Source organism: Leptospira mayottensis 200901116 (assembly GCF_000306675.2).
Taxonomy (GTDB): domain Bacteria; phylum Spirochaetota; class Leptospiria; order Leptospirales; family Leptospiraceae; genus Leptospira; species Leptospira mayottensis.
This window is the reverse complement of record NZ_CP024871.1, coordinates 1,628,068-1,653,130: the sequence shown is the minus strand read 5'-3', so window position 1 is coordinate 1,653,130 and position 25,063 is coordinate 1,628,068. Positions and strand designations below refer to the sequence as shown.

At 35.7% G+C, this 25,063-nt stretch carries 18 protein-coding genes and 2 pseudogenes; 1 reads left to right on the top strand and 19 read right to left on the bottom strand.

Going from position 1 to position 25,063, the window contains the following annotated elements; translation table 11 throughout:
- Positions 1–72: 72 nt before the first annotated feature.
- Positions 73–1,167: an IS110 family RNA-guided transposase gene (locus tag LEP1GSC190_RS07370; protein WP_117344670.1), complete on the top strand. Its 1,095-nt coding sequence runs from the start codon at positions 73–75 to the stop codon at positions 1,165–1,167.
- 1,283 nt (positions 1,168–2,450) lie between these two features.
- On the opposite strand, the pseudogene LEP1GSC190_RS07365 reads toward LEP1GSC190_RS07370, so the two are convergent.
- From LEP1GSC190_RS07365 to LEP1GSC190_RS21020, 19 genes and pseudogenes are all read right to left on the bottom strand, one after another.
- Positions 2,451–3,545, bottom strand: a pseudogene (locus LEP1GSC190_RS07365) (IS110 family RNA-guided transposase).
- Positions 3,546–3,705: 160 nt separating this feature from the next.
- A complete protein-coding gene (locus LEP1GSC190_RS07360) occupies positions 3,706–4,614 on the bottom strand; it encodes a glycosyltransferase family 2 protein (protein WP_004280241.1) in 909 nt (302 codons plus the stop codon).
- A gap of 5 nt (positions 4,615–4,619) precedes the next feature.
- Entirely contained in the window at positions 4,620–5,594 is a 975-nt protein-coding gene (locus LEP1GSC190_RS07355) for a glycosyltransferase family 2 protein (protein WP_004279964.1), read from the bottom strand.
- Between the two features lie 531 nt (positions 5,595–6,125).
- Positions 6,126–7,010 carry a glucose-1-phosphate thymidylyltransferase RfbA gene (gene rfbA, locus LEP1GSC190_RS07350; protein ID WP_004280167.1) on the bottom strand — a complete coding sequence of 295 codons (885 nt, stop codon included), beginning with the start codon at positions 7,008–7,010 and terminating at the stop codon, positions 6,126–6,128.
- Positions 7,011–8,060: a dTDP-glucose 4,6-dehydratase gene (gene rfbB, locus LEP1GSC190_RS07345; protein ID WP_004280595.1), complete on the bottom strand. Its 1,050-nt coding sequence runs from the start codon at positions 8,058–8,060 to the stop codon at positions 7,011–7,013.
- Positions 8,057–8,977, bottom strand: coding sequence for a dTDP-4-dehydrorhamnose reductase (gene rfbD / locus LEP1GSC190_RS07340; RefSeq protein WP_004282548.1), 921 nt, complete (start codon positions 8,975–8,977; stop codon positions 8,057–8,059). Before rfbD ends, rfbB begins: the two co-directional genes overlap by 4 nt.
- Positions 8,978–8,980: 3 nt before the next feature.
- A complete protein-coding gene (gene rfbC, locus LEP1GSC190_RS07335; protein WP_004280431.1) occupies positions 8,981–9,541 on the bottom strand; it encodes a dTDP-4-dehydrorhamnose 3,5-epimerase in 561 nt (186 codons plus the stop codon).
- 299 nt (positions 9,542–9,840) lie between these two features.
- On the bottom strand, positions 9,841–11,601 hold the full coding sequence (locus LEP1GSC190_RS07330; protein ID WP_002762895.1) for a glycosyltransferase family 2 protein: 1,761 nt from the start codon (positions 11,599–11,601) through the stop codon (positions 9,841–9,843).
- Between the two features lie 1,001 nt (positions 11,602–12,602).
- Positions 12,603–13,448, bottom strand: a complete 846-nt coding sequence (locus tag LEP1GSC190_RS07320) for a glycosyltransferase family 2 protein (protein ID WP_002762891.1) — start codon at positions 13,446–13,448, stop codon at positions 12,603–12,605.
- A gap of 541 nt (positions 13,449–13,989) precedes the next feature.
- Positions 13,990–14,787 (bottom strand): glycosyltransferase family 2 protein, encoded by a 798-nt coding sequence (locus tag LEP1GSC190_RS07315; RefSeq protein ID WP_004280393.1) that lies wholly within the window; start codon positions 14,785–14,787, stop codon positions 13,990–13,992.
- 269 nt (positions 14,788–15,056) lie between these two features.
- On the bottom strand, positions 15,057–16,148 hold the full coding sequence (locus LEP1GSC190_RS07310; RefSeq protein ID WP_004280824.1) for a DegT/DnrJ/EryC1/StrS family aminotransferase: 1,092 nt from the start codon (positions 16,146–16,148) through the stop codon (positions 15,057–15,059).
- A complete protein-coding gene (locus LEP1GSC190_RS07305) occupies positions 16,145–16,576 on the bottom strand; it encodes a sugar 3,4-ketoisomerase (RefSeq protein ID WP_004280663.1) in 432 nt (143 codons plus the stop codon). Before LEP1GSC190_RS07305 ends, LEP1GSC190_RS07310 begins: the two co-directional genes overlap by 4 nt.
- A gap of 622 nt (positions 16,577–17,198) precedes the next feature.
- Positions 17,199–18,212: a glycosyltransferase family protein gene (locus tag LEP1GSC190_RS07300; RefSeq protein WP_004280269.1), complete on the bottom strand. Its 1,014-nt coding sequence runs from the start codon at positions 18,210–18,212 to the stop codon at positions 17,199–17,201.
- Positions 18,213–18,486: 274 nt separating this feature from the next.
- Complete coding sequence (locus LEP1GSC190_RS07295; RefSeq protein ID WP_004280238.1) at positions 18,487–19,368, bottom strand: TIGR04325 family methyltransferase; 882 nt, start codon at positions 19,366–19,368, stop codon at positions 18,487–18,489.
- A gap of 262 nt (positions 19,369–19,630) precedes the next feature.
- A protein-coding gene (locus tag LEP1GSC190_RS07290; RefSeq protein WP_100224632.1) for an IS5 family transposase occupies positions 19,631–20,439 on the bottom strand; the annotation gives its coding sequence in 2 pieces (ribosomal slippage) (positions 19,631–20,100 and positions 20,100–20,439; 810 coding nt in all).
- Between the two features lie 741 nt (positions 20,440–21,180).
- Positions 21,181–21,417, bottom strand: a pseudogene (locus tag LEP1GSC190_RS20195) (transposase); the annotation flags it as partial.
- Between the two features lie 109 nt (positions 21,418–21,526).
- Positions 21,527–22,432, bottom strand: a complete 906-nt coding sequence (locus LEP1GSC190_RS07285; protein ID WP_004280660.1) for a glycosyltransferase family A protein — start codon at positions 22,430–22,432, stop codon at positions 21,527–21,529.
- 3 nt (positions 22,433–22,435) lie between these two features.
- A complete protein-coding gene (locus tag LEP1GSC190_RS07280; protein ID WP_004280559.1) occupies positions 22,436–23,779 on the bottom strand; it encodes a flippase in 1,344 nt (447 codons plus the stop codon).
- Positions 23,780–24,275: 496 nt separating this feature from the next.
- Positions 24,276–25,060, bottom strand: a protein-coding gene (locus LEP1GSC190_RS21020) for an IS5 family transposase (protein WP_420844245.1) whose coding sequence is annotated in 2 segments (ribosomal slippage) — positions 24,276–24,712 and positions 24,712–25,060 — 786 coding nt in all. Because the reading frame shifts where the segments join, the coding sequence is not laid out codon by codon here.
- Positions 25,061–25,063 lie beyond the last annotated feature (3 nt).

The following is a 25,063-nucleotide window of genomic DNA, read 5'->3' as shown; positions in this document are numbered from 1 at the left end:
TTCTGGGCTTGAAAAGCGTGGGTAAGATGCAAGCATTTACCACAAAACAAGAAAACCAACAGAAGGAACGTAATGAAAAGAAAAGTATATGTAGGAATGGATGTCCACAAAGAAACGATTAGAATTGCGTGTTTAACGAACAATACAAAGGAAATAGTAAAAGAACAGCAGATAAAACATAATGAGGTTCAGATCAAAAAGTTCGTCAATAAACTAAAATCAGAATGGAACGAGATACATAGTTGTTACGAGGCGGGAGTAACCGGTTATCCACTTTACAGATATCTCAAGTCTTTGGGAGTGAACTGTATCCTTGTAGCACCCGGAAAGATACCAAGACAAAGCTCGGATAAGATCAAAACGGATAAGAGAGATGCAATCAAATTAGCAAAATTATTACGAAGTGGAGAATTAGAATCGATTCATGTACCGAGTGAAGAGGACGAAGCGGTAAGGGATTATTTGAGATCCCGTGACAGCCTTCGTTTGGATTTAGGAAGGAATCGTCAAAGGTTGATGAAATTCTTATTAAGAAAGGGTATAACTTACTCAGCAACAAAGTATTGGACAGTCAGTCATAACAAATGGTTGAACAATCTACAGTTTAACAACGAGATCCTTCAAGAGACGTTTAACGACTATTATAGTCGGGTAAGAGTTCAAGAAGAGAATTTAAAAGCGATGGATAAGAGGATACAAGAGATAGCGGAAAGTGAACCGTATCGAGAGAAAGTGGGAATATTAAGATGTTTCCGAGGAGTGGATTATCTAACCGCAATGTTTTTACTTTGTGAGGTTTGTGACTTCAAACGATTCAAAACAGCCGGTTCGTTCATGAGTTTTTTAGGACTTGTTCCGGGAGAATATTCCAGCGGTTCCAAAAGAAAACAAACAGGGATAACAAAAACTGGAAGTCCCAGACTTCGAAGAATATTGACAGAAGCAGCTTGGCAACATCGTTTCCCTGGAACAGGAAGTAAAATTGTAACCGCACGTAGATCGGGACAACCTGCGTTAGTTGTTGCTTTGGCGGAAAAAGCATCTCTCAGATTACACAAGAAGTTTCGTAATCTACAGCAAAGAGGAAAAACTCCTCAGGTAATGATAACGGCAGTTTCAAGAGAGTTATCCGGATTTCTTTGGGCAGCGATGAATCTGGTTGCATAGAGTTAGAGTAATGTTTCATCCAATAATTGAATTCGTTAGAGAAGATGTACGATAAAGGAGGAATACTTGTTGGCTCAGTGTTGAAGCAAATTTGAATTTCAAATTTGACCTTCGTTTTAAGACTAAGAACAGCTCCCGATGTATAGATTATCCTGCGGTATCCAACCCGCGAATATCAGTCTGATCAATCGTCGCGAATGCTTTTCTCTAACGAGTTAAATTATTGGGTGATTAAAAAAAAATGCGAAAAAATATTTACAGCTCCGGATGGGGGCGCCATATCAGAGCCTGTCTTAAAAACCTTACAAGAAATCAGTTACAATAATTCAGTAAGTTCGTAATAAAATATAGAAGTCCCACAAATCACGTCCCTTTAGTAGTTTATGAGCTTTTGAGCATATTTTATAACTGTTAAGTTCTCGTCGAGGCTCTTATATTCCGAGGTTTTGGGACAGGTCTAAATCTCTATTTTTTAAATCATTCGCTTTCAATTTAAAACTTATCAGCTTGTTTTGATTTTCAAAATCTAAGAGCTGGAAAACTCGCACAAATTACGTTTTCAGAATAAAAGCTTGAAAAACTGTAAAATTCTCGTGTAAAAGTTACAAAGGGCTGGTTCTGTGAAAAAATTTTTAGCTCCTTAAACATCACATGAGGTCAAAGCAAAAGCTCGTTGTGCCCGATCTGAATCCATCTAGACAATTCCGAATTTCCTAAAAATTTGTTAGGAATACACATATTCGATGTTAGGGGTTAACGCATTAGGATCAGTTGTATATTAACATATGCAATTGTTCTAAAGTCCAAAATCCGAATCGCTTAGTGCTCTCCTCAAAACTTCAAAAAATTTATTTAAACGATCCTGCAAGTTTCCAAAAAATATGGGAGTTCCACTCCTACAGACCACGTCACATTAACAGTTTATACCGCTTTTGTGGTTTTTTTCCTGTCGTTTAAAATCGTTAGGAGTTCCCATATTCTAAGATTTTAAGACAGGCTCTGATATGGCGCCCCATCCGGAGCCGTAAATATTTTTTCGCATTTTTTTTTAATCACCCAATAATTTAACTCGTTAGAGAAAAGCATTCGCGACGATTGATCAGACTGATATTCGCGGGTTGGATACCGCAGGATAATCTATACATCGGGAGCTGTTCTTAGTCTTAAAACGAAGGTCAAATTTGAAATTCAAATTTGCTTCAACACTGAGCCAACAAGTATTCCTCCTTTATCGTACATCTTCTCTAACGAATTCAATTATTGGATGAAACATTACTCTAACTCTATGCAACCAGATTCATCGCTGCCCAAAGAAATCCGGATAACTCTCTTGAAACTGCCGTTATCATTACCTGAGGAGTTTTTCCTCTTTGCTGTAGATTACGAAACTTCTTGTGTAACCTGAGAGAAGCTTTTTCCGCCAAAGCAACAACTAACGCAGGTTGTCCCGATCTACGTGCGGTTACAACCTTACTTCCTGTTCCAGGGAAACGATGTTGCCAAGCTGCTTCTGTCAATATTCTTCGAAGTCTGGGACTTCCAGTTTTTGTTATCCCTGTTTGTTTTCTTTTGGAACCGCTGGAATATTCTCCCGGAACAAGTCCTAAAAAACTCATGAACGAACCGGCTGTTTTGAATCGTTTGAAGTCACAAACCTCACAAAGTAAAAACATTGCGGTTAAATAATCCACTCCTCGGAAACATCTTAATATTCCTACTTTCTCTCGATACGGTTCACTTTCCGCTATCTCTTGTATTCTCTTATCCATCGCTTTTAAATTCTCTTCTTGAACTCTTACCCGACTATAATAGTCGTTAAATGTCTCTTGAAGGATCTCGTTGTTAAACTGTAGATTGTTCAACCATTTGTTATGACTGACTGTCCAATACTTTGTTGCTGAGTAAGTTATACCCTTTCTTAATAAGAATTTCATCAACCTTTGACGATTCCTTCCTAAATCCAAACGAAGACTGTCACGGGATCTTAGATAATCCCTTACCGCTTCGTCCTCTTCACTCGGTACATGAATCGATTCTAATTCTCCACTTCGTAATAATTTTGCTAATTTGATTGCATCTCTTTTATCCGTTTTGATCTTATCCGAGCTTTGTCTTGGTATCTTTCCGGGTGCTACAAGGATACAATTCACTCCCAAAGACTTTAGATTTCTGTAAAGTGGATAACCCGTTACTCCCGCCTCGTAACAACTATGTATCTCGTTCCATTCTGATTTTAGTTTATTGACGAACTTTTTGATCTAAACCTCATTATGTTTTATCTGCTGTTCTTTTACTATTTCCTTTGTATTGTTCGTTAAACACGCAATTCTAATCGTTTCTTTGTGGACATCCATTCCTACATATACTTTTCTTTTCATTACGTTCCTTCTGTTGGTTTTCTTGTTTTGTGGTAAATGCTTGCATCTTACCCACGCTTTTCAAGCCCAGAAGGGGCGCCATTTTGTCTGATATGCGAGCTTTCAAATCGAAGATCTACAGTCCAAAAGCAAAAGGCGATAAATCGGATTTTTCATCGACCTAACTCTGGGACATTCTACCAACAAGATGTTTATAAAAAGACGATTGTTTTTTCGTAACCCCATCATAGATTCCCCATAGAATATGACGATACGTCTGGTATTTCGAATTTGAAAAAATGGGCAAAATCAAAAAACGAAAAATCGCTTTAAAAACCACTTCTAATTTAAACCGAAGTGGAATATGAGACATTCTACACATATATATTCCGTTTCTAAATAGAAAATACCACCGAAAAGGAGAATGAATCGCTACTTTAAAAAGTCCCAAAATGCTTCTGGAATCGTTTCCTATGGAATGGTTCATTTTCACTTTGGAAACGATTTTATGAACATAACCTTTATAATTTGCCCGAAAGCACCACTCGTAATCCAAATAGTCTATAAAGAAATCCTGATAGATCAAACCCACATCCCTAAAGACATCTAAGGAATAAAAACTTCCCGAAGTAATTAAAAATTCCACGTTCAGAATTCCAGATTCATTCTCCCGAATTCTGTAAATATTACGATTTTTGATTGTATCAAAAATATTAGGACCGAAGGATGCTATTTTCTCATTCCGGGACTTTTGTATCCCATATTCCCCGACTTTTTGCAGAAAAGTTCGAATCGCCGACGTTTCCAAAAAGCTATCCTGATCGAATAACCAAACATGTGTATATCGATTCGTTTGTGCGTATTCGATTCCTCGATTTAAAGCGAACCCTAAACCTAGATTGGATTCGTTTTCTATAAGTACGTTTTGTTTTCCAATCTTGGAACGGATTGAAGATATATTTTTGGATCGGTTATCTACGACTAAAACCGGAACGGAATTCGAATTTAAGTTTTGGATATTTTTGTGGGTAAAATTAAAATCTGGGTTGAAAGTGACTATAACAGCTAACGGAGAAAATTTCTCTAACATACATTTTACTTTTTACGAAAAGGAGTAAACCACCTACGGTCCATCCATATTAAAATTTCGTCAGATTGATAGTTTTCAACATTACAAATCTCTAATCTTTTACGGATGATCCCAGGCAACATCCTTAAAAAATCGAAAGGTACCCCCAATATTTTAGGACTCGTAAAGACCGTATGAAAACAAATACTTACTCCGAAAAAAAACATATGATGAAATATATAACGTAAAGCATAAGACAGTGGCATATTTTTCCAATAAACGACTAACGCGTTTCTTAAGCCGTAATAGAGGGAAAACGTGCTTTTCTCTTCCGTGGACCCAAATCCGTGATGATAAACTTTGATATTCGGACTAAAAAGTACTCTTTCTCCCGTAAGCCTGGCCCGAAAGCTTAAATCTACATCTTCCATATAACAAAAAAAATCGGAGTCAAATCCGCCCATTCTTTCATAGACTTCTGTCCGAATAGCCATCGCACCTCCGCATGCGGAAAAAATCTCCGCTTCTCTCAAATACTCTTCGGAGAGAACTCTTTTATACCCCCTTCTCCATGCAGCCCCCGAGACGTGATAAATATCGCCCGCTCCGTCTATTAACTTCTTTTCCACCTGATCGTCTTTAAGCATTAAAAAGGAAATGATAGAATACTCCTTTCCTTTCGATTCAAGTGTCTTCTCGCATTCGGAAAAGAAATCGTCACTCAAACGAGAATCCGGATTGATCAGTAAGGTCCAATTTGACTTAGGCGCTACTTTGATCGCTTCGTTGTTTCCACCTGCAAAACCTAAATTCTTAGAACTAAAATAAATCAATCTCCTATCTTCTTTGGAAAGCCGTTTGAGTTGTTCCTGCGTATCATCCTTGGAATCATTGTCCCAAATCACCCAAGTCCAATTGGGAGGCAATTTCATGGAATCGTTTAATGCAGAAATGTATTTTCCTGAATTGTATGTAACTGTTATAATATTATAATATTGCATTCAAAAACTTAAATTCCGATCCACTCAATTCTGTAAAAATTAGCATCTACGCACAATAAAGTCGTTGAAAATTAAATCTTGCACCATTTCTTTTACATTCAAACGAATAATTGGAACCGTTTTGTTAATCGGAGATATCAAATTCATAAACGATTTTAATGAAAAAATGTGGAATTAATGAAACCCTTGGAAGGATCAATTAAGAGAAGTCAGCTAGAATCATTTGATAAATTCGTAATAGAAACGCTCGAATTCCCACTTTTTAGATGTCAATTTGCAAGTTTGATCGTTGTCATTGGATCCTCCTTTCCGACAACCATGAGACCATCTGCTTCCTAGATCAAAAATCCTGAAGTTTCTGGAGACAAATTCTAAAACAAAAAAAGAAACTAAGATCGAAAGAAGAAACCCTCATAAAAAAAGGGAATATAATAAAAACTGCAAAACGTCGACAAATAAGAAATAATACGCTGATATAAAATCCAGAGATAAAAACTTTGGGAAGTTTTAGAACGTAAAATCTTCACTTATTCAGTAAATTTTTTCTTGAAGTATTTTTACAAGATATTCTCCATAACCTGTTTTTTTAAGAGGAACTATCAATTTTTCTAATTGAGACCCATCTATAAAACCTTTTCTAAACGCGATTTCCTCCGGGCAGGCAATTTTAAGTCCCTGTCTTTTTTCAATCGTTTCTATAAATACAGATGCCTCTAAAAGAGATTCGTGAGTCCCAGTATCCAACCAAGCGTATCCTCGTCCCATCACTTGAACGTCTAAAATTCTTCTTTCTAAATAAATCCTATTTACGTCCGTAATTTCCAATTCTCCCCTTGCGGAAGGTTTGATGGACTTGGCGATATTTACGACGTCCTCATCATAAAAATATAATCCAGTGACTGCGTAATTGGACTTCGGCTTAGAAGGTTTTTCTTCGATCGAAACCGCACGTCTTTCCGAATCAAATTCCACCACTCCATACCTTTCCGGATCATGAACCGGATACGCGAACACGGTAGAACCCTTAGTTTTTTTAGAAGCGTTCTCTAAAAGAACAGCAAGATTATGACCGAAATAAATATTATCTCCAAGAATCAATACGGACGGATGCCCATTGACGAAATTTTCTCCGATCCAATATGCTTGCGCCAATCCTCCCGGTTCGGACTGAACCGCATATTCGATAGAAATTCCCCATTGTTTTCCATCTCCTAAAAGTTCCCGATACATAGGAGTTGCCTGTGGTGTGGAAATTAAAAGTATTTCTTTAATACCCGCTAGCATAAGCGTTGTTAGTGGGTAATAGATCATCGGTTTATCGTAAACCGGCAAAAGTTGTTTGGAAACGACGTAGGTAACCGGATAAAGCCTTGTTCCGGAACCGCCTGCGAGTATGATTCCTTTTCTTGATTTCATCTAACGTTTCTCATATTGATTTTGATAATATTCTTTATATTGACCGGAAAGAATTTCCTTCCACCAAGACTCGTTGTCTAAATACCACCGAACCGTTTCTCTGAGAGCCGATTCGAACGCGAACTTGGGTTTCCATCCCAGTTCTCTTTCAATTTTGGAAGGATCAATTGCATAACGAAAATCATGCCCAGGCCTGTCCTTTACATGTTGAATCAATTTAGAATGCGGAACTCCGGAAGGATGAAACTCGTCCATGATCGAACAGATCGAATTTACTATATCTATATTTTTTTTTTCGTTTCGAGTCCCTATATTATAAGTCTCCCCCGGCAATCCTTGGAACAAGGCAAGACGTAATGCTTCGCAATGATCTTTAACGTATAACCAATCCCTTATATTCCTTCCGTCTCCATAAACGGGAAGAGGTTTCCCTTGTAGACAATTCAAAATTATCAAAGGAATCAACTTCTCTGGAAAATGATAGGGGCCGTAGTTATTGGAGCAATTCGTAGTCACGACCGGCATTTGATACGTATGAAAGTAAGATCTTACGATATGATCCGAACCGGCTTTAGAAGCCGAATAAGGTGAGTTAGGCGCATAAGGGGTTTCTTCGGTAAAATATCCAGTATCTCCTAAAGTCCCGAACACTTCGTCCGTAGATACGTGAAGAAATTTTTTTCCTTCATAAGCCCCCTTCCATTGTAACCGAGCGGCATCCAAAAGATAAAAAGTACCCAGCACATTCGTTTTGATGAACTCTTCCGGGCCCAAAATGGAACGATCCACATGACTTTCCGCCGCAAAGTGCGCTACGTAGTCGAATTTATGTTCTTGAAAGATCGAAAATACCTCTTCCTTATTTGCAATGTCCGCCTTTACAAAAATAAACCTAGGATCTTTTTTCCAGGATTCCAAACTTTTCAGATTTCCCGCATAAGTCAGCTTATCTAAGACGATTACCTGATATTCTTTGGTATCGTTTAAAATGAGATTCACAAAATTAGAGCCTATAAAACCGGCTCCGCCCGTGACTAAAATTTTTTTCATACTTTTTTTCCGGAAATCTCGGCGAGTTCTTTCAGACAGAGAGTTAAATCTTCTTTCCAATGTGGAACAGGACCAAAAACTTTTCGAGTTTCATTTAAATCTAAAATTGAGTATCTAGGCCTTGGAGCAGGCGTAGGATAACCTTCCGTAGGAATCGGGAAAATCGGTTTTAAATTCTCTATCAAAGAAAAAGAATATGAGATATCTCGAATTGCAACCGCAAAATCATACCAACTCGCGACTCCGGAATTGGAAAAATGCAAAACCTTCGAATACCCCTCGCCCTTTAGAATTCCATAAATTAAGAATATTATAAAATCCGCAAGCCTTCCTGCCCACGTAGGCCTTCCCAACTGGTCCTCAATTACTTTTAATTCAGTGCGATCGAAATCCTGTAAAAGTTTTAGAATCGTTTTAGGAAAATTATTTCCGTGCGAGGAATACACCCAACTGGTACGGACAATGTTGGCTTGCCTAGAATCTGCAAACGTATTTCGGACCCAGCCTTCCCCTTCCGCTTTCGATAATCCATAAATCCCTTTCGGAGAAAGAGTCGAATCCGGTTTCCAAAAGCGAATCGTATCTCCGATCGTTTCCGAATTTGCATCGAAGACAAAATCAGTGGATATATAAATCAGATGAATGTTTCTTTTTAGACATTCTTCCGAAATTTTTTTTACAGATAAGGAATTGATCTTGTAGGCTTTTTCCGAATCCGATTCCGCCTTATCCACTGCCGTATAAGCTCCACAATGAACTAAAATTTTAGGAGAATCTTTTAAAATTTTTTCTACAGAATCAAGATCCGTTAGATCCCATTCTTCTCTACCGAATCCGACCGATTCTAAACCTTCGGATTTGAATCGTCTGGCCAATTCCCAGCCCAATTGACCATTTTTTCCTGTATAATAAATCATATTTTAATATACGAATGGACTTTTGAAATCGATGAGAAAAGGGGTTTCTTGATCCCTTTGAGACACTATAAATTCAGAATCAGACAACCAGGTTTTCCAAGGAATGCCTAACGCAGGATCATCCCAGCGAATTCCAACCTCGTTTTGAGGGTTATATTCCTTCGTCACCTTATATAAAAAATCCGTTTTATCTTCTAAAGTTAAAAATCCGTGAGCGAATCCGGGAGGAACCCAAAATATGTTTTTATTTTCCTCCGATAGTTCAACGGAAAACCATTTTCCATAACTAGGAGAACCCACCCGAACGTCCACCACCACGTCTATCACCTTACCTCTCACTACTCGGACTAACTTTCCTTGTTCGTAAGGAGGAACTTGTAGATGCATCCCCCTCAATACTCCTTGAGAGGATCTAGAATGGTTATCTTGAGAGAAGTGAGTCGGTATATTCTCACTTTCGAATAGTGATGCCTTAAAAGTCTCAAAGAAAAAACCTCGTTCATCTCCAAAAACTTTGGGTTCGATTAGAACAGGACCTTCTATGGAAAATCTTTTAAATTGCATATAAATTAACTTGTTTTAGGAGATAGGGTCTTTCAAAAACTACGGCAAAAACATTTCGCCTTCGAATAAAAGTACTTCAAAACTATAATAAATTATTCTTGAGATAAGTTATAATTTCATTAAGCCTTTCAATCTACATCCCAGGATTACCAAAAAATCCGAATTGCTTAAGATCGCGATCAAAATTTTCATCTTTCTCATTCACAGAAAATATGAATTTATTCCCGACGATTTCTTTGGGAATTCTAAGTTTTGGGGCAGAATGTAAAGTTTTAAATCGATTCTTTACATTCGCTTTATCAGTTTAGACTCCATTTTCTTCTGTAAATCTTATACTGCAAACTATGAAAAAAATTTCTAGGATACATATCAGATCCTAATAAGTCGCTATGAGGAGAATAAAATCTGTCTGATTCCAATAAGCCTCCCCATTTTCTGATTAGCAATTTTCGATCCGATCTACCAATTTTATATTTAGAATCATATTCCTGAAAAGATCTCTTAAGTGTATAAGAAGAGACAAAACTTGAGAAAGGGTTACTTACAATCCTAAAATTTTCCTCAAGGAGCCTTAGAGAAAAATCCACGTCCCAATAGTCGCTTTGAAAAGATTCATCAAGGCCATTTAATAAATCCCAATTCTTTCGAGATACCAAGAACACATTACGCGAAATTGCAGAAACGTTCTTCTCGACAAATTCTCCAGACCAAATTTTAGCTCCCGCTACTGTAACCCCATTACCCGCAATACCAATGAATCCTCCTTTCCCAAGAAGCAAAGAAGAATAAATGAGTTCATTTTTTTGATTGAAAATAACCGGACAAACTGCGCCTATTCCCGAAGATTGCGCATGCTGCAGCAACTCATACAACCAATTCTCGTTCTTCGGTTTAAAACAAGGGTTCCAAAATAAAACGTAAGAACCTTGTGCATCAGAAACAATTGAATTGATATTTTTAGCGTAAAGATCCGAGCTTGAAAATTCAAATATTTTAAATCGAACTCGACCTTGAAATTCTTTCAAAACAGATCGAGGAATTTCAAATTTCGTCTGATTCTTTCCAACGCTTAGAAAAATTTCTAAGTGAAAATCAGAAGGGGTCAATCGAATCATTTCATAAATATCTTGAAATCCATTTCCCAGTATAGCCTCTATATCAAGAACAACAACCGAAATCAATTTGTTTGATTTCAACCTACGAATTGGATGATAGGTAAACGGATAATATCCTGGAACGATTTTTTCTACTTCTTCTCTTCTGTCTTTATAATATTCTAAGATAGCCCTTTTAGAACTTTCTTCACAGATTTTCGCCTTTTGTCTTGAAAAACTTTCTCCATGAAGACGCCATACGTATAAAAAATATGGAAGTCTTCTAATACGATCCGTATATCTACACGCGCGAAGCGCAAATTCATGATCCTGGCTTCCGTCGTAACCTTCCCGAATTCCACCCATTCGATAGATTAAGTTTTTTGAAACTATCACAAAATGGCAGATATAATTATAAGATATTAATTTTTCAGGCGAGAACTCCGGTTTTGTAGATAAGGAAAATACTCCGGGAATCTTGGATTGAAAAATCTCATCGGAATAAAGAAACTCAGGTCTGTTTTTTTCCTCTTGGAGAGCTTCCAATACGATTGATAACGCGTTTTTTGACAAACGATCATCGTGATCTAAAAATGCCACATATTCACCCCCGGCGCATTCGAACGCTTTCCGAGTCGCTAAACTGATTCCTTCATTTTTATCCGAACGAAAATATCGAATTCGAGAATCTGTTTTACATCGTTCTTTCAGATAATTTCCGGGGCTTTCATCCGGAGAAGCATCATCAAGAAGAATTAATTCCCAGTTTTTGTAAGTTTGCATCTCAACGGAGCGAACCATTTCCTCTAGATATCTTTTTCTCGTGTTATAAACGGGCACAAGTATGCTAATCAAAGGTTGATAAGAATATTCTGATTTATGAGTATTCTTATTCCACGAATAGAGAAAAAAATAATATTGATACTGCCTCAGCCAATAGAGGATCTTCCTTACAAAGGTCTTCATGCAAACCTCTTTAACACTGCAACACGATATAGATTAACAAAATGCTTTAAACGACTTCGCTCTTTGAACATCACATTTGATACATTCCAAACAAGCAAGGATCGATTCGAATCTTAACAAAGTTTTTAACTGAATTTGTTTTCGAGTAAACTTACGTGAGTTCGGGGTAAGAAAACAGGAGCATGATTTAAATACGAAAACCTCCACAAAATCAGAATTGCTTATTACTATATTATCCCGACTATCGTCAATTGGTATAAGAACCCTGCCGGAACTGCATTGTGAAAAACTTTTTACTATTACTACTCAGTCGCATAAATAGAATACCGAGTTAAAATAAAAAGAATGATCCAACGAGTTTAACATTCCCTTTAATAGTTTCAAAACACGCTCAAACAACATATAAGATAGTTTGATTGGAACCTAAGATTTTTTGGTAATAGATTTGTCTTTAAATGATTCCAGACAAACTCATGTGGATTTAAGTCAGGAAAGTATCTCGGAAGAAAACATGTAATAGCTAGAACTTGTTTTTACACTTATATCTATTAAACTATTATTATTTTCACCTTCAGGGTATTATTTTTATCCGACTGAGTAATAAAACGCGTAAAGAAACATAGTTTATGGTAACCACTGCTCTTCAAACAATGAGAAGTTTGCCCCAGAAACAGTTCCGCCAGAGCTTTTACAGATTAAATTCTTTTGACGATTTATGAATCTCATTGTTGGAATACTCTCGTAGTGAAGTATAGCATTTTGTTTTTATAGAAAAATGAACATATGAAAAAACGCCGAATTTACGTTATTTGAGCTTTGCTACAATTAAAAATGTAAGAACTACTTTTTTTTAGGAAACCTCTATAGAATGAATTTTTCATCGATGGTGGTTCCCAAAAGCTACGGAAATTCGATTTCAAAATTGCTCTTTTTAGATTTTTCCAAGGTCTTTTCGCTGTTTACAGTTAATCGAAATTTAAAGCCTTACATTTAATTTTGAATCAGACGTTTAAGAACTTTCTTTTTAATAGGGAAAGATGCTTTAGAAAAGTTATCAACACCTTTATAAACGAGTAAACGAATGGATTTTTAGTCAAAATTAAAAATTCGTCTTCCAACCGCTTAGCCTCCAAATGCCTCTGAAATAAAAATTGAATATTCTTCAAATATAATTCTTTATGATTTTCATATAGTTGCATATATAATGGAAGAAAGTGGTTGAGAGATCTTTGCGAACGGGACGAATGTCCAATCCTATAGTAAAATAAAACCTTGGGAATTCTATAAACCTTTCCCCCTTTTTCAATCAACGAAAGCCAAAAATCATAATCCTCCCATTCGTTTTTCATATTTTCATTAAATCCACCGACTTCCTTCCAATCCGACTTTTTAAATACGGCGGATACAAATATACAATTGTCCAAAAGTATATTCGGAAAACGATATTCAGGAAGATTCCATTTCCCTTTTATAGATCCGAAAAACTCCGCTTCGCAATATACGATCCCTAAAGACGGATTCTTTTCGTAAGCGGATATCGCTTCCAAAAGATAATCCTCGTGAATCATATCATCCGAATCTAAAGGAAGTATAAACTCTCCTTGAGCCGTATCAATCCCAATATTACGTGCCGTCGAAGGTCCAGAACGCGGAATAGAGAGAACCGTAAAACCGGATTTATTTTTGTATTCTTCTATAATTGAAATTGTGAATGGATCGATAGACCCATCATCTACGATTATTACTTCCCAATTCTTATACGTCTGTCTCAATATACTCTCAACGGTTTCGTGAATATATCGACCATAATTATAACATGGAATTACGATAGAAACTAGAGGATTCATTTAGGTAAAATTATATTATTTTAATATTTCTTTTTAAGGAGCACTAAAGATAATTCAATTTATATATCTCTTACTTTGAACTTGCTAAAAATATACCGTCAAAAAATAAAATTCAAATAAATCTAAAACATCCACTAAAATAAATAAAAAATTTTCATGCCGTCTTTATAAAATCCAAACACGAAGGTTGTAGAAATTAAATTTCCGCATAGATCATCATTGAGCAACTACCGTATAATGAAAAATGCATTTGTTAGAAAGCTCTTCATTTCAAGTAGACGTTACAGATTCCTCAACACAATAAAAGAGTCTTTTAGAAAACAATCTGAAGAAAAAATTTTGATTCTAGGGCGCGGAAACTAACTCTTACAAATTGAATTATGAAAATACCATGGGAATATACTCAGAGTTTGCACCAAAAACTTAGAATTATATGTTATTTAACAATGAAAAAACGATTTAAAATCCAAACGTAAATCAGCGAAAACTACTATGTTTGCTGTCAGAAACTTAGAAATTATAATTAATCGTGGTTTCCTCTTCAGACCTTAAGACAAGTTCTTAATAAAATAAGCGTTTTTCTTAAAATAAATTTTCCTAACGAAAATAAAAATCGAATTACCTTCAAAAGATCTCTATATAAAAATAAAGTTACGCGATTAAAATAAAGCGATTGAGCCCTCTTTCTCTCTTGAAGAAGAAAATTCTGATTTTGCGGTGCAGAACTCAATCCTTGCAAATTGAACCGAGAGAATATTACAGGAATATATTTTGTCGAAACACCTGCTGAAAAAATCTTCAGCCAAAATTCATAATCCGCAGCAATTCTAAAATTAAGATCATACAACCCGTACTGTTCAAACAACTTTCTTTTTATTAAGCACGCTGGATGCCAAATTGTATCGAGCAGAAGATGACTTAACGTCATCACAGGAGGCTGCCTACCCAAACGTAGATTCCCCTCCTTAGACTCAATAAGCATATCTCCATAAATCAAATCGGAACTCAGTTCGAATGAAAGTATCTCACTAAGTGTATTTTCACTCGCAAGAGTATCGCCCGAATTTAAAAAAAGGATATATTCTCCTTTCGAATTTAAAATCCCTTTATTTTGACCATAGTAGATACCTAGATCCGGTTCGCTAAGCCAAAATGAAAATAGATCGCTATATTTTTGAATTACACTCAAACTCCCATCTTTGGAAGCCGCATCTATTATAATATATTCAATCTGTTCAAAACTTATCTGATTACGCACGGATAAAATAGTTTTTTCTAAACCGACACGGTCATTATAGTTGATAGTAACAATCGAAATCTTAGGTTTTTTTTCGGTCATTGATCGAAATATCTTTTTGAAACCATTTCATACGATAAAGTTGTTGAAAAGTTCAGCTTAACAAAACTGCTTCAATCGATCATTTCCATGAAACGGAAACAGATGAAAAATTAATTTTTCAGCAACTTTACTATTAGTTATTTTTCCCTTTTATATGAGGATCCTCTGGATTGAGCACAATACTCTAAATCATTTTCCTCTTTCGTTTCTAAAAAAGGAATCAATCTTTATTTTGTAGTAGATACTCTTGATTTTATTCAATTCTTTATTCAAAATCCGTTCATAATCTCCACAACTTTACAAATATCATCTTCGGTATGAAAAGTTGAAATAGGAAGACTAAGTGTCGTGCCATGAATTTCCTCTGAAATTGCGAACTCGCCTTCTACGTATGGAAATACGTCCTTCATTGCAACTTGTTTATGAGGAGGTATCGGATAATGAATTTCCGTTTTCACTCCGTTTTTTAGTAGATAGTTTTGCAACTCGTCGCGCCTTGTATGACGAACATTAAAGATATGATATACGTCGTAAGTTTCCTCGTCAACTACCGGTTTTATAAAATTGTCTTTTAGATTTTCCAGATAAATCTTAGCTAAACTTCTTTTATGTTCGTTCATTGCATCCAAATATTTCAACTTGATATTTAAGATTGTAGCCTGCAACTCATCCAAACGGGAATTATATCCGAGTAAATCATTCTTGTATTTGATCGAAGAACCATAATTTCTCAGTTTTCTAATTTCCTCGTAATATAGATCGTTATCCGTTACGACAGCGCCCGCATCTCCAATAGCCCCCAAATTTTTAGTGGGATAAAAACTAAATCCGTTAATTTCTCCAAACGTTCCCGTTTTCTTTCCTTTATACAAAGCACCGTGAGATTGTGCACAATCCTCTACTAAAAATAGATTATTTTTTCTCTTAATCTTCAAAATAGAGTCCATCTCGCAAGGCTTACCATACAGATGTACAATTAGAATTCCTTTCGTTCTGGAATTAATTTTCTCTTCTATTTTTTGGGGATCAATATTATAGGTTCCAATGTCCGGTTCAACCAATATAGGTTTCAAACCTGCATGCAAAATTGCTAAAATAGAAGCTATATAAGTATTCGAAGGAACTATAATTTCAGAGTTTTTTTCTAAATTCAATGCCTTCAGTGCTAGTATCAGCGCATCCAGACCATTCCCTACTCCAATACAATACCGGTTTCCATTGTATTGAGCAAATTGATTCTCAAAATTAGAAACCTCTTTTCCTAATATATACCACCCGCTTTCGATGGTTTCAGAAAACCGCGCTTCATACTCTTTAAAGAACCGCGCATTCGTTAAACGCAAATTTTCATATTCAATCATATAGAATTTCTCTCGGTCAATCGGATAAAATCCGAATAATTTCTTATATAGTCGTCTTCTTTATAATAATCGGAAGCGGCAACAAGAAGAATACAACCAGAAGAAAAATTCTCCATAGTATGCCAAAGCATCTTCCCCAAAAGCACCCCAACGTTATCTTTATTCATTAAGATTTCCTGTTTTGCCTTCCCGTCATCCAATTTTAATGTAAAACTTCCGTTAATGCAAAAGATCACCTGTTCAATTTCTTTATGAGCGTGTTGTCCTCTAACGCTCACAGAATTTTCTAAATTGTTAATATAATAAACTCGTTTTATTTCGAAAGGCACATCTTTCATGCTTTCTAATATGATTAAATTTCCATCTCTATCGTCTCTGACTTTTTTTAGGTTTATATAACTTGAATTTTTAACTATAATTTGATCCATAAAAATTATCCAAACACACTATCGCAATGATCCCTTTTTAAATTCCACACCAACTGAATCGATGAATCACATACGATACTCTCTACCAAAATAAGGCCTAATTCAATGCAATACGAACATTGAATTCTAAGGCATCTATAACACAAACTTCAAAATCCTAAAAGATATACATACTACTATATAACTACAACATTATACGAAACCACTTTTAGAACATTTATATCATAGTAACTTCAATATTACCTTAGAAATTATCTCAAAAATATCTTAGAATAATCGAAATGAGCGCTAAGCAAAGATTAAGAATTATCCTAAAACCTTAAAAATTAATTAATCATTCGATAAATTCGTAATAACACGTTGAAATTCTGCAGATACGTTCCTTTGCGGAATTTGCGAGCTTCCAAACAGATTTTATTTTTATTCAATTTCTGTAGAAGTCCTAAATTTTACTAAGAACTGCATACAAGTGCCTAATATTTTACACTGAAACAGGGCTTTAGAATTAAAGTACGGTACTTAATTTTATAGAGATCAGTAGGACAAGCTCTAAGTATTTTTTGAAGTAGCTCTACAGTTTATTGATTACAATTGATTTTTAAAATTTAAAATAGGTTTCGAATCATTTCTTACTTAAAAGAAAACTTTGACCGCTTCTCAGGATCTTTTTTAAAATTACCAAACTATAGAGCAGAACATTCCAAAAAACTCCATTCAAAATGGAGTAAGAATAAAAATTCTTTTTCTCCATCATGATGCACATTTCCCAAATATTCAAACTTCTTAATTTCAGATTAAAACGGGAAACCACATCGATCAATTGTTCCACATAAACATCATAAATAACCTTTAACACCTTGTAATTCAATCTATAATCGGAAATTCCAGTTCCATAGATGTTCCCCTTGTAGAATTTAAACATATGAAAATGATAAAATATGAGAGGGTTTTCATTGATCAAAATCTTTTCGTCTTTCAATCGAATTTTGTATTTTTCCGCGTTCCAAAGTGCAACACCAGTTTGTTCATTTTTTAATACACATATGTTTTTGTAAGTTTGCGGCCATACGTCCAAATATTTTTGATCTCCCAAACGACCGTCTTCCACTCGGTTATAACACCACTCCAAACACTGCTCTCTCCAACGGCTGAGACATTTTATTCCTATCTCGTCCCGTTTAAAATATACCATTTGGACATTGTAAATTCCGTTGGCTTCGAGATGCTTAAGACGATCCGGAAAGCGATGTGGTATGATCATTATGGAATGTTTTCCGATTTCATCGTAAATAGGACTCACGTCGGAAAAAAAATATATGTCGGAATCCAAATAAGTAACGTGATCTATATTTGGATTTTCTTTTAAAATATAAGCCGGCAAAACCGGAGAAAGAGTCCAGCAATATTCCTGCCAAGTCCGATTCCCTTTCGCAACGAGAACGTCCTCGGACTCAATATCGCTTAATGAAAGTATTGTAACATGATCGAATGAATTCTCCTTAAAAAAAGTATAAGTTTTGTCGTCCATTGCAAGCACCCAAAGATGAAAGTCTCCAAAATGGCACCGAACAGATTCGTACAGAGATAATCCCAGAGGTAGATAATTAGAATCGAAAAGTGTACAAAGATACTTCATTGTCGGATTTTTTTAAATCATATTAGATAAGTGTAAATTTGGCAAAATCTGCCTATAAAGATTATCTCAAAAAGATTTTTAACTTTTGTATGCTGAGTTACTACGGCAAATAGAAAATTTTTGAGATATATTTTATTTGAGTACAAATCTTATTGATCGATCTCTTCGAATTTTGAGCCTATTTCAAAATCCTAAAAGAAATTAACCACCATCTTTGAGCAAGTTTGTAATAAACAATATAGGAGCATACGTTTTAAGATCTTGAGATAGCACCCTATAAAGATTTTCTGAACTCAAAAATCATTCCCATTTCCCGGGTCGGTATTCCTTTCAATATATCCGTTGCTTGCAAATAACTATTAAAATCTGCTACTAAGTCGTATTTAACTTGAAACAAGGAAACGAATTCTTCCAAATTAAAGAACCAAGCGGGATAAGAAGCATCGTAAATTTCAGGAGGAACATGTTGAACTGATACGATAGAATTCGGCAAGTCTATAAAATAGGTCCTATCTATTATAATATAAGGAAAATTGTAATTTATTATTTTTTTGATTAACTCAAAAGGATCTTTTAGATATGGAAAGGAACTCGATGCTAAAAATACATTAATTTTTCTATCTCTATCGCTAATACAAGACTCGATGGAATCATAAAAACTTAGGATGTCGTCTTCAAAGTGTTTTTTGCCAACTTGAACAAAATTAGATTGTTCTACTATATTCCAAGATAGTTTTTGTATTCCTTGTAAAAAGTTTCTATTCTGATAATAACTACTTCCTAAAGATCCTCCGAAGTCTAAAACATCCAGCCTTAAATTGGACTTAGTCGCCGAATAAAGTAAGCCAGCAAGCAACGGCCAAGAATATTGAACCTTGTCAAATAATACGGAATCTCTTTCGTAAATCGCCTCGCCTTGTTTTACTTTTAACAACGATCGCGTGCACTTTTCGATAATTTTCTCTGAATCGTAAGATCCACACAATGCCGCCGCCTCATCCCAAGTTTTATACAGTCCGTTAAAACCGCTGCGAACAATCCCACTGCGTATTTTGATTTTAATCCGTTTGGAAAATTTTCTCTTTCCGAATCTTAGCAAATCCCAAATGATAGGAGGTAAAAAATTATATGCTATTTTCTTTATATAATTTCGCAAACCCATTTCCTTATCTTTAATAATAATTAACTTTGTTAAAAAATTAAAGTTTCTATATCCTAACTTTAAACCCTAATAATTGTTAAGTTCAATTGAAAGAATTTCTAAAAGATCAGGCAAATTCTCTCTAAGTGCTGTATGACAAAATATGTTCATAACCTAAACGACGACTTTGCCTCAAATTTACAACGCTCCATTACCGCGGAACCAATCATAAAAGGATCAACACAAGGCTCATTTTATTTAGAGCTTGTCCCAAAACCTATTTCCAGGACATTCTAATTAAAATGATAGCAAATGCGATTTGGAATAATGCCTTATAATTTTCAAATTTGAATTCCCAACAAGTTTTTATGGCTCTAAATGCATTAAACCAAGCAAAAGTACGTTCGACTGTCCATCTAAAAGGATTTAGCGGAGCAATCCATTCAGGATTTCTCGCATTCTTTTTATTTGGAATTCGATATTGAATATTCTTCTTTTTTAAATTGTTCTTAATCGTTTTGTTAGAGTAAGCCTTATCTAAAGAAAGGATTTCTGGTTTAAGCAATTTTTTGTTTCTAAATACTTTGAACTTTTCTAAAGTAGGAAAAAGTAATTTAGAATCGTGAGTTCCTGCCGAAGCGATTACAAAAGCTACAGGTGCTCCACGCCGATCGACGAGAATATGCCTTTTAAGGCCTCTTTTGCCGCGATCCGTCGGGTTTGGACCCGTGAAAGCCCCCCTTTGGGAGCTCTTGCGAAGCTACCATCAGATGCCATTCTTTTAGTTCTAATTTTAACAGTGCGCTCATAAAGTTTTAATGCTTCTTTTTCAATTTTATCAAAAACTCCGCTGGCTACCCATTCCTGAAATCTTCTATGTAACGTTGATTTTGAACCGAACATCGGAGGTATATATCTCCATTGAATTCCTGTTCTTACCCTGTAAAATATTGCGGCCATCGCCACTCTATCATCAAGCCGAGGACGACCTCCTTTCTTGGAGTTTGTTTTACGCTTTGGTAGCAAGGGATGAAGGCGTTTCCAAATCTCTTCAGGGATATCTAAATGACCTAAATCTGATTTCATATGTCATATCTATTTCCTGAGACTACAAGTACAAGGAGGTTTTGGGACAACCTCTAAGTTCTAATTTTAGAACTTGCCTCCAAACTTTGATAGAAATATCATCGTGAATCTTTCACGAGACGAAGGAGTCCCATAGATTTCTTCCTTTTGACTATTGATTGGCTTTCGAATAGGCTTTATTATTGTTAAACTCCGTAAGAACCTACATTCTGAGATTTTGAAACAAACTTTTATTGAAAAAATTTGATTGGAACGGATCAACTCAAGAACTTTCGTCTCGGATATACCTCGAACCTTTTATGGCACGTTTTATTTATTTTGCATGAAAGTAACTATCTTGGTAAATTAACGATAATTCGCTTTTTTATTTATAACTTTATTTTAGTTGATATTTTCTTTTAACGCTTCTTTCACTAAAACTCATCGAATGTTATAATACAATCTCGCATTTGTTGGAAAAGAGATCGCTTTCCCCTGAACCGTTTCTCACTCTTTTAAACTTTTGATCTTTCATCTGGTCTTCTCCTTATCCTAACAAGACTATCTCTTCTAAAAATTTCTATACCCTTGGATTCGCTTCTCCACTTTACTTAGAGCCCGTCTCAAAATGTAGGAACTACTACAATTTTAAACGACAGAAAAAACAGCCAATGCGATGTAGTCTGTGGGAACTCTCACGTTTTTTAGAAACTTACCGGATCGTTTAGAGATATTCTTTTAAGGTTTTGAGGCAGGCTCTTAACTCGTTAGATCACAAGGAAAATCATGTTTGAAATATTTATTTCTGCAAAATATTGCCAATAAGAATTCTCTAAATAACCTTCTAAGACTGCTTCATCAAACATGTTATACACATACATACTCAAGGGATAAAGGCCTATCAATAAGCGTATTCGTTATACAGGTCATCCTGTTTTCCCTACGCAATACTTTCCGAATCCTTTCTCAATTTTTTTTCCAGTTTATCTTTTTCGATATTTAGTATAACGGATTTATTTACGTTATACTCTATTTGGAACCTTTTTCAGGGCGACGAAATAAGCGATTTAAACCTTGAGCAAATCAAGATTTTAACGTCCAGCCTTATTCAAAATCGTTTTATAAAACGCACCACTCGATCGAAAATCCTGTCTTTAACACTCGATCGACTAAGTTTACGAAAATAATCTCGATACAAATTCCTTACTTTAACGTCTTCTTCAATTTTAATTTTTTCGATTCGGATCGGCGATAAACTCAATTCAACGTCGTATTCATGCGTTGTATCGCAATGTGTTCCGGAAGCGTCCAATCCAATATTAAACACTAAAGATCTGGCCGGATACAACGTTAGTTTATTTTGTAAAAAAGCGGAAGCATACCATCGTATAGCCCAGGAATCGTTTTTACCCGCAATTTGATCCTTTAACATTTGAGTATAAGGGTACGAACCCTGCATATCAAATCCATACATTAGATTTTCCGAAATTAACTTATCTAAAAGTTTTTTTCCATCTTGCTCGAATAAATCCCATCCGCTCTTCCAAGTCGCCCATCCCCAACAATCAGCGCCTCTTAAAAAATACGTCTCCGGTGTTTTTACTCCGAATGGTAAACGATAAGCATGTATGGAAATCACACGATCTACATTTTTATAATATTCCAATCCATGATTCAGATAAGTCAAAAAATACTTCGAGGTGATCATATCATCTTCTAAAACAATAACTTTTCCATACTTTCCTACAAGCTCCGTCACTCCCGATATAATGGATTTGGATAATCCTGCATTTATTTTCTTTTCATAAATAGTGACTTTTTTGAAACCTATCGCATTTTTGACAACCGATCTGACCTCTTTGATCTTATCCGTATTCAAATCGGATTTAGGCCCGTCGCAAAATACAAATAGTTCCGACTGGTCTGCATCATCATTCCTTGATAAAGAATCAATAGTTCTTCTCGTATGTTCCGGTCTATTATAAACAAACAGTGCGATCGGTGCTAATTCCATCACTCAACCATCCTTAAGGAGCCGACTTCTAAGATGATTGAGACGACTAAACATTTTCCAAAAGAAAACCGATTTTAATTGGATAAAAAATATTTCGCGAGTACGTTTGAATAGAAGATTGAATAAAGTGCTAGCTACAAATTGAGAAATTACCGTAGCAATGGCGGCTCCTTTAATTCCGTAGAGTGGAATTAAAAAGTAATTTAGAATTATATTCGTCAAACAACCAGATATACTTTTATACAATTCACCCTTTGGTAAATTTTCCGTTAAATAATATCGACTACTTGCGACTCCTAAAAAAACAAAAATTCCAGCCCAAATATGAATCGCCAATATGGTTCCTGCTTCCGAAAATTTTTCTCCGAAAAATAGACGTATAATCGGATCCGATAAAAATGTCATCGGGATCGCTATCATCAGGGCTAGTAAAAACATAAACGAATGTAAAAGACCCAAACGCTCTAGATATAATTCTTGACTAAACTCTTTCGCTTTTAAAATAGCGGGAAAGATCGACGAAGCGACCGCCATAGGGATAAAATACCAAACTTCGCTAATTTTAACAGCCGCGGTATATACTCCTACTGCTTCGTCTCCCATCATCTGGCCGATCATAATCTGATCGATCCGCATATATACAATTACGGCCAATCCGGAAAGCAACAACATCCAACTATCTCTCAATAACGTTCGCGCCCTTCTCCAATTTGTGTGAAACACGGATAAAGATCCATTATGATATTTATATAATAAAGAATAACCGAATAAACTAATAGATGATTCGATTAGACCAACCCAAATGAACGAAAATATTCCCAAACCATTCAAAATCAACAAAATCCTTATTCCGGAAAATACGAAAAATAATCCGTTATCAAGCCACACAAAATATTTGGATAACACTTGCGCTTCGTACCAATACTTTACGACACCAACGGCCCGAAAAATTAACGTTAGTCCGACAAGAAATACCATCCAGAATAGATCCGACTCATCAGGTCTAAGAAGGGGAATAAGTAGAATTGCTCCTGCAAATGCAATTATTCCAGCAATAAATTGCAGTAAAAACGAGGTTGAAATGATCTCTTCTTTATGGGCTTTTTCCTTAATGAGCTCTCTTACAACAACTCCATCGAGTCCTAAATTTGTAAAACTACCGATCAACGCGATATATGCGACTACATAATTTAACTTTCCATAACTATTCGGACCTAGGTAACGGGCGATCCAAACTCCCAAAAACATTCCCATACCCATTCTGAAAATTTTATCAAAAAACAACCAACCACTATTGTGTAGTATGTCTTTTAAATTCGGATATAGTGCGTAAAGCTTTTGTAACATTACTTCTCAGTATTTTAGAGCACGTCTCAAAACCTACTTGTACTATAGAATGCTAAGACAATACTTGGGGAAATGGACAAATATTATTCAGAGATACCGAATGGGATACCCTATAGAGCCTTTACTCCCAAAAAATAAACAAATCCGAAAGGAGGTACACTTTGTTTCTGCAAGAGTTGTAAAGTTCTAAAATCAGGATACTATTCTACCTAGTCGTCCCTGAAAAATTGAGATTTTTGACGAAAAGAAACAAGATTCAAATTGAAAATAAAAACGATGAAGAGATAAAATTTCCCAAATAACAAAAAAAGCTCGAATGAGCTTAGAGAAATTAAACCCAGCAGCGGATAACTCGAGGGTGTCAGCGTTCCTGTGTAAATGACATATCTTAAAACGAATCGAACTTCAACCGATCGCCGAAAATAATCAAAAATTGATTCATTGCTTTTCCCCAATCTTGAATAGGCATGGTCCATTTTTTAGACATGAGGTTATCTCAAAAACTCCTAATAACGATCATGATACATGCGAGTATCAGAATTCCATAAAAGTTTTGATCGTTTCGTTCGTATCGAGTTGCAAATCTTCTGAAGTTCTGTAGCCAAGAAAAAGTTCGTTCAATTTTCCATCTTCCACGATATTTCCGCAGCTTACGTCCATCCTGTGTCTTTTTCTTTTTTCGATTTGATTTGTGTGGAGCGATCAAATTTACTTTATATTTCTTTTTAAGATATTCATCTAAAGGATCAGAATCGTAAGCACGATCTCCGACTAAATCTTTGATTTTGCCTTTGACTTTTTTGCGGATGATTGCACCTTCCGCGAGCTTACTTTCATGCGGCGAAGCACTTTCAATCCCGGCGGAGATAGGAATACCATTTTTGTCGACGATAACCATGACTTTTGTACCCTTTCCCCGTTTAGTTTTGCCAATACGTAGGCCCCTTTTTTTCCAGGAACAAAAGTCCCGTCAATGAAACACGTACTTAAATCCATCTTGCCTCTTATTTCTAAGTCATGAAGAAGCGCTTCTAAAATTTTATCCAGGGTTCCATTTTTGCGCCATTCTTGAAATCTTCGATGGCATGTTTGATATGCGGGATATCTATCAGGTAGGTCTATCCACGGAGCACCAGTGCGAAGAATCCATAATATACCGTCCAAAATTGATCTTGAATTTACACGCGGACGACCTTTACCGTCATCTCTTGCTTCGGGTTCTACAAGTAAATCGCAAAGCAAATCCCATTGTTCGTTCGTTAAGTCACCTAATCGGCTCATAAC

Excerpts from the sequence above, each read along its gene's own strand:
- LEP1GSC190_RS07370 (WP_117344670.1), top strand. The coding sequence starts at position 73 with ATGAAAAGAAAAGTATATGTAGGAATGGATGTCCACAAAGAAACGATT.
- LEP1GSC190_RS07360 (WP_004280241.1), bottom strand. The coding sequence starts at position 4,614 with ATGTTAGAGAAATTTTCTCCGTTAGCTGTTATAGTCACTTTCAACCCA.
- LEP1GSC190_RS07355 (WP_004279964.1), bottom strand. The coding sequence starts at position 5,594 with ATGCAATATTATAATATTATAACAGTTACATACAATTCAGGAAAATAC.
- rfbA (WP_004280167.1), bottom strand. The coding sequence starts at position 7,010 with ATGAAATCAAGAAAAGGAATCATACTCGCAGGCGGTTCCGGAACAAGG.
- rfbB (WP_004280595.1), bottom strand. The coding sequence starts at position 8,060 with ATGAAAAAAATTTTAGTCACGGGCGGAGCCGGTTTTATAGGCTCTAAT.
- rfbD (WP_004282548.1), bottom strand. The coding sequence starts at position 8,977 with ATGATTTATTATACAGGAAAAAATGGTCAATTGGGCTGGGAATTGGCC.
- rfbC (WP_004280431.1), bottom strand. The coding sequence starts at position 9,541 with ATGCAATTTAAAAGATTTTCCATAGAAGGTCCTGTTCTAATCGAACCC.
- LEP1GSC190_RS07330 (WP_002762895.1), bottom strand. The coding sequence starts at position 11,601 with ATGAAGACCTTTGTAAGGAAGATCCTCTATTGGCTGAGGCAGTATCAA.
- LEP1GSC190_RS07320 (WP_002762891.1), bottom strand. The coding sequence starts at position 13,448 with ATGAATCCTCTAGTTTCTATCGTAATTCCATGTTATAATTATGGTCGA.
- LEP1GSC190_RS07315 (WP_004280393.1), bottom strand. The coding sequence starts at position 14,787 with ATGACCGAAAAAAAACCTAAGATTTCGATTGTTACTATCAACTATAAT.
- LEP1GSC190_RS07310 (WP_004280824.1), bottom strand. The coding sequence starts at position 16,148 with ATGATTGAATATGAAAATTTGCGTTTAACGAATGCGCGGTTCTTTAAA.
- LEP1GSC190_RS07305 (WP_004280663.1), bottom strand. The coding sequence starts at position 16,576 with ATGGATCAAATTATAGTTAAAAATTCAAGTTATATAAACCTAAAAAAA.
- LEP1GSC190_RS07300 (WP_004280269.1), bottom strand. The coding sequence starts at position 18,212 with ATGAAGTATCTTTGTACACTTTTCGATTCTAATTATCTACCTCTGGGA.
- LEP1GSC190_RS07285 (WP_004280660.1), bottom strand. The coding sequence starts at position 22,432 with ATGGAATTAGCACCGATCGCACTGTTTGTTTATAATAGACCGGAACAT.
- LEP1GSC190_RS07280 (WP_004280559.1), bottom strand. The coding sequence starts at position 23,779 with ATGTTACAAAAGCTTTACGCACTATATCCGAATTTAAAAGACATACTA.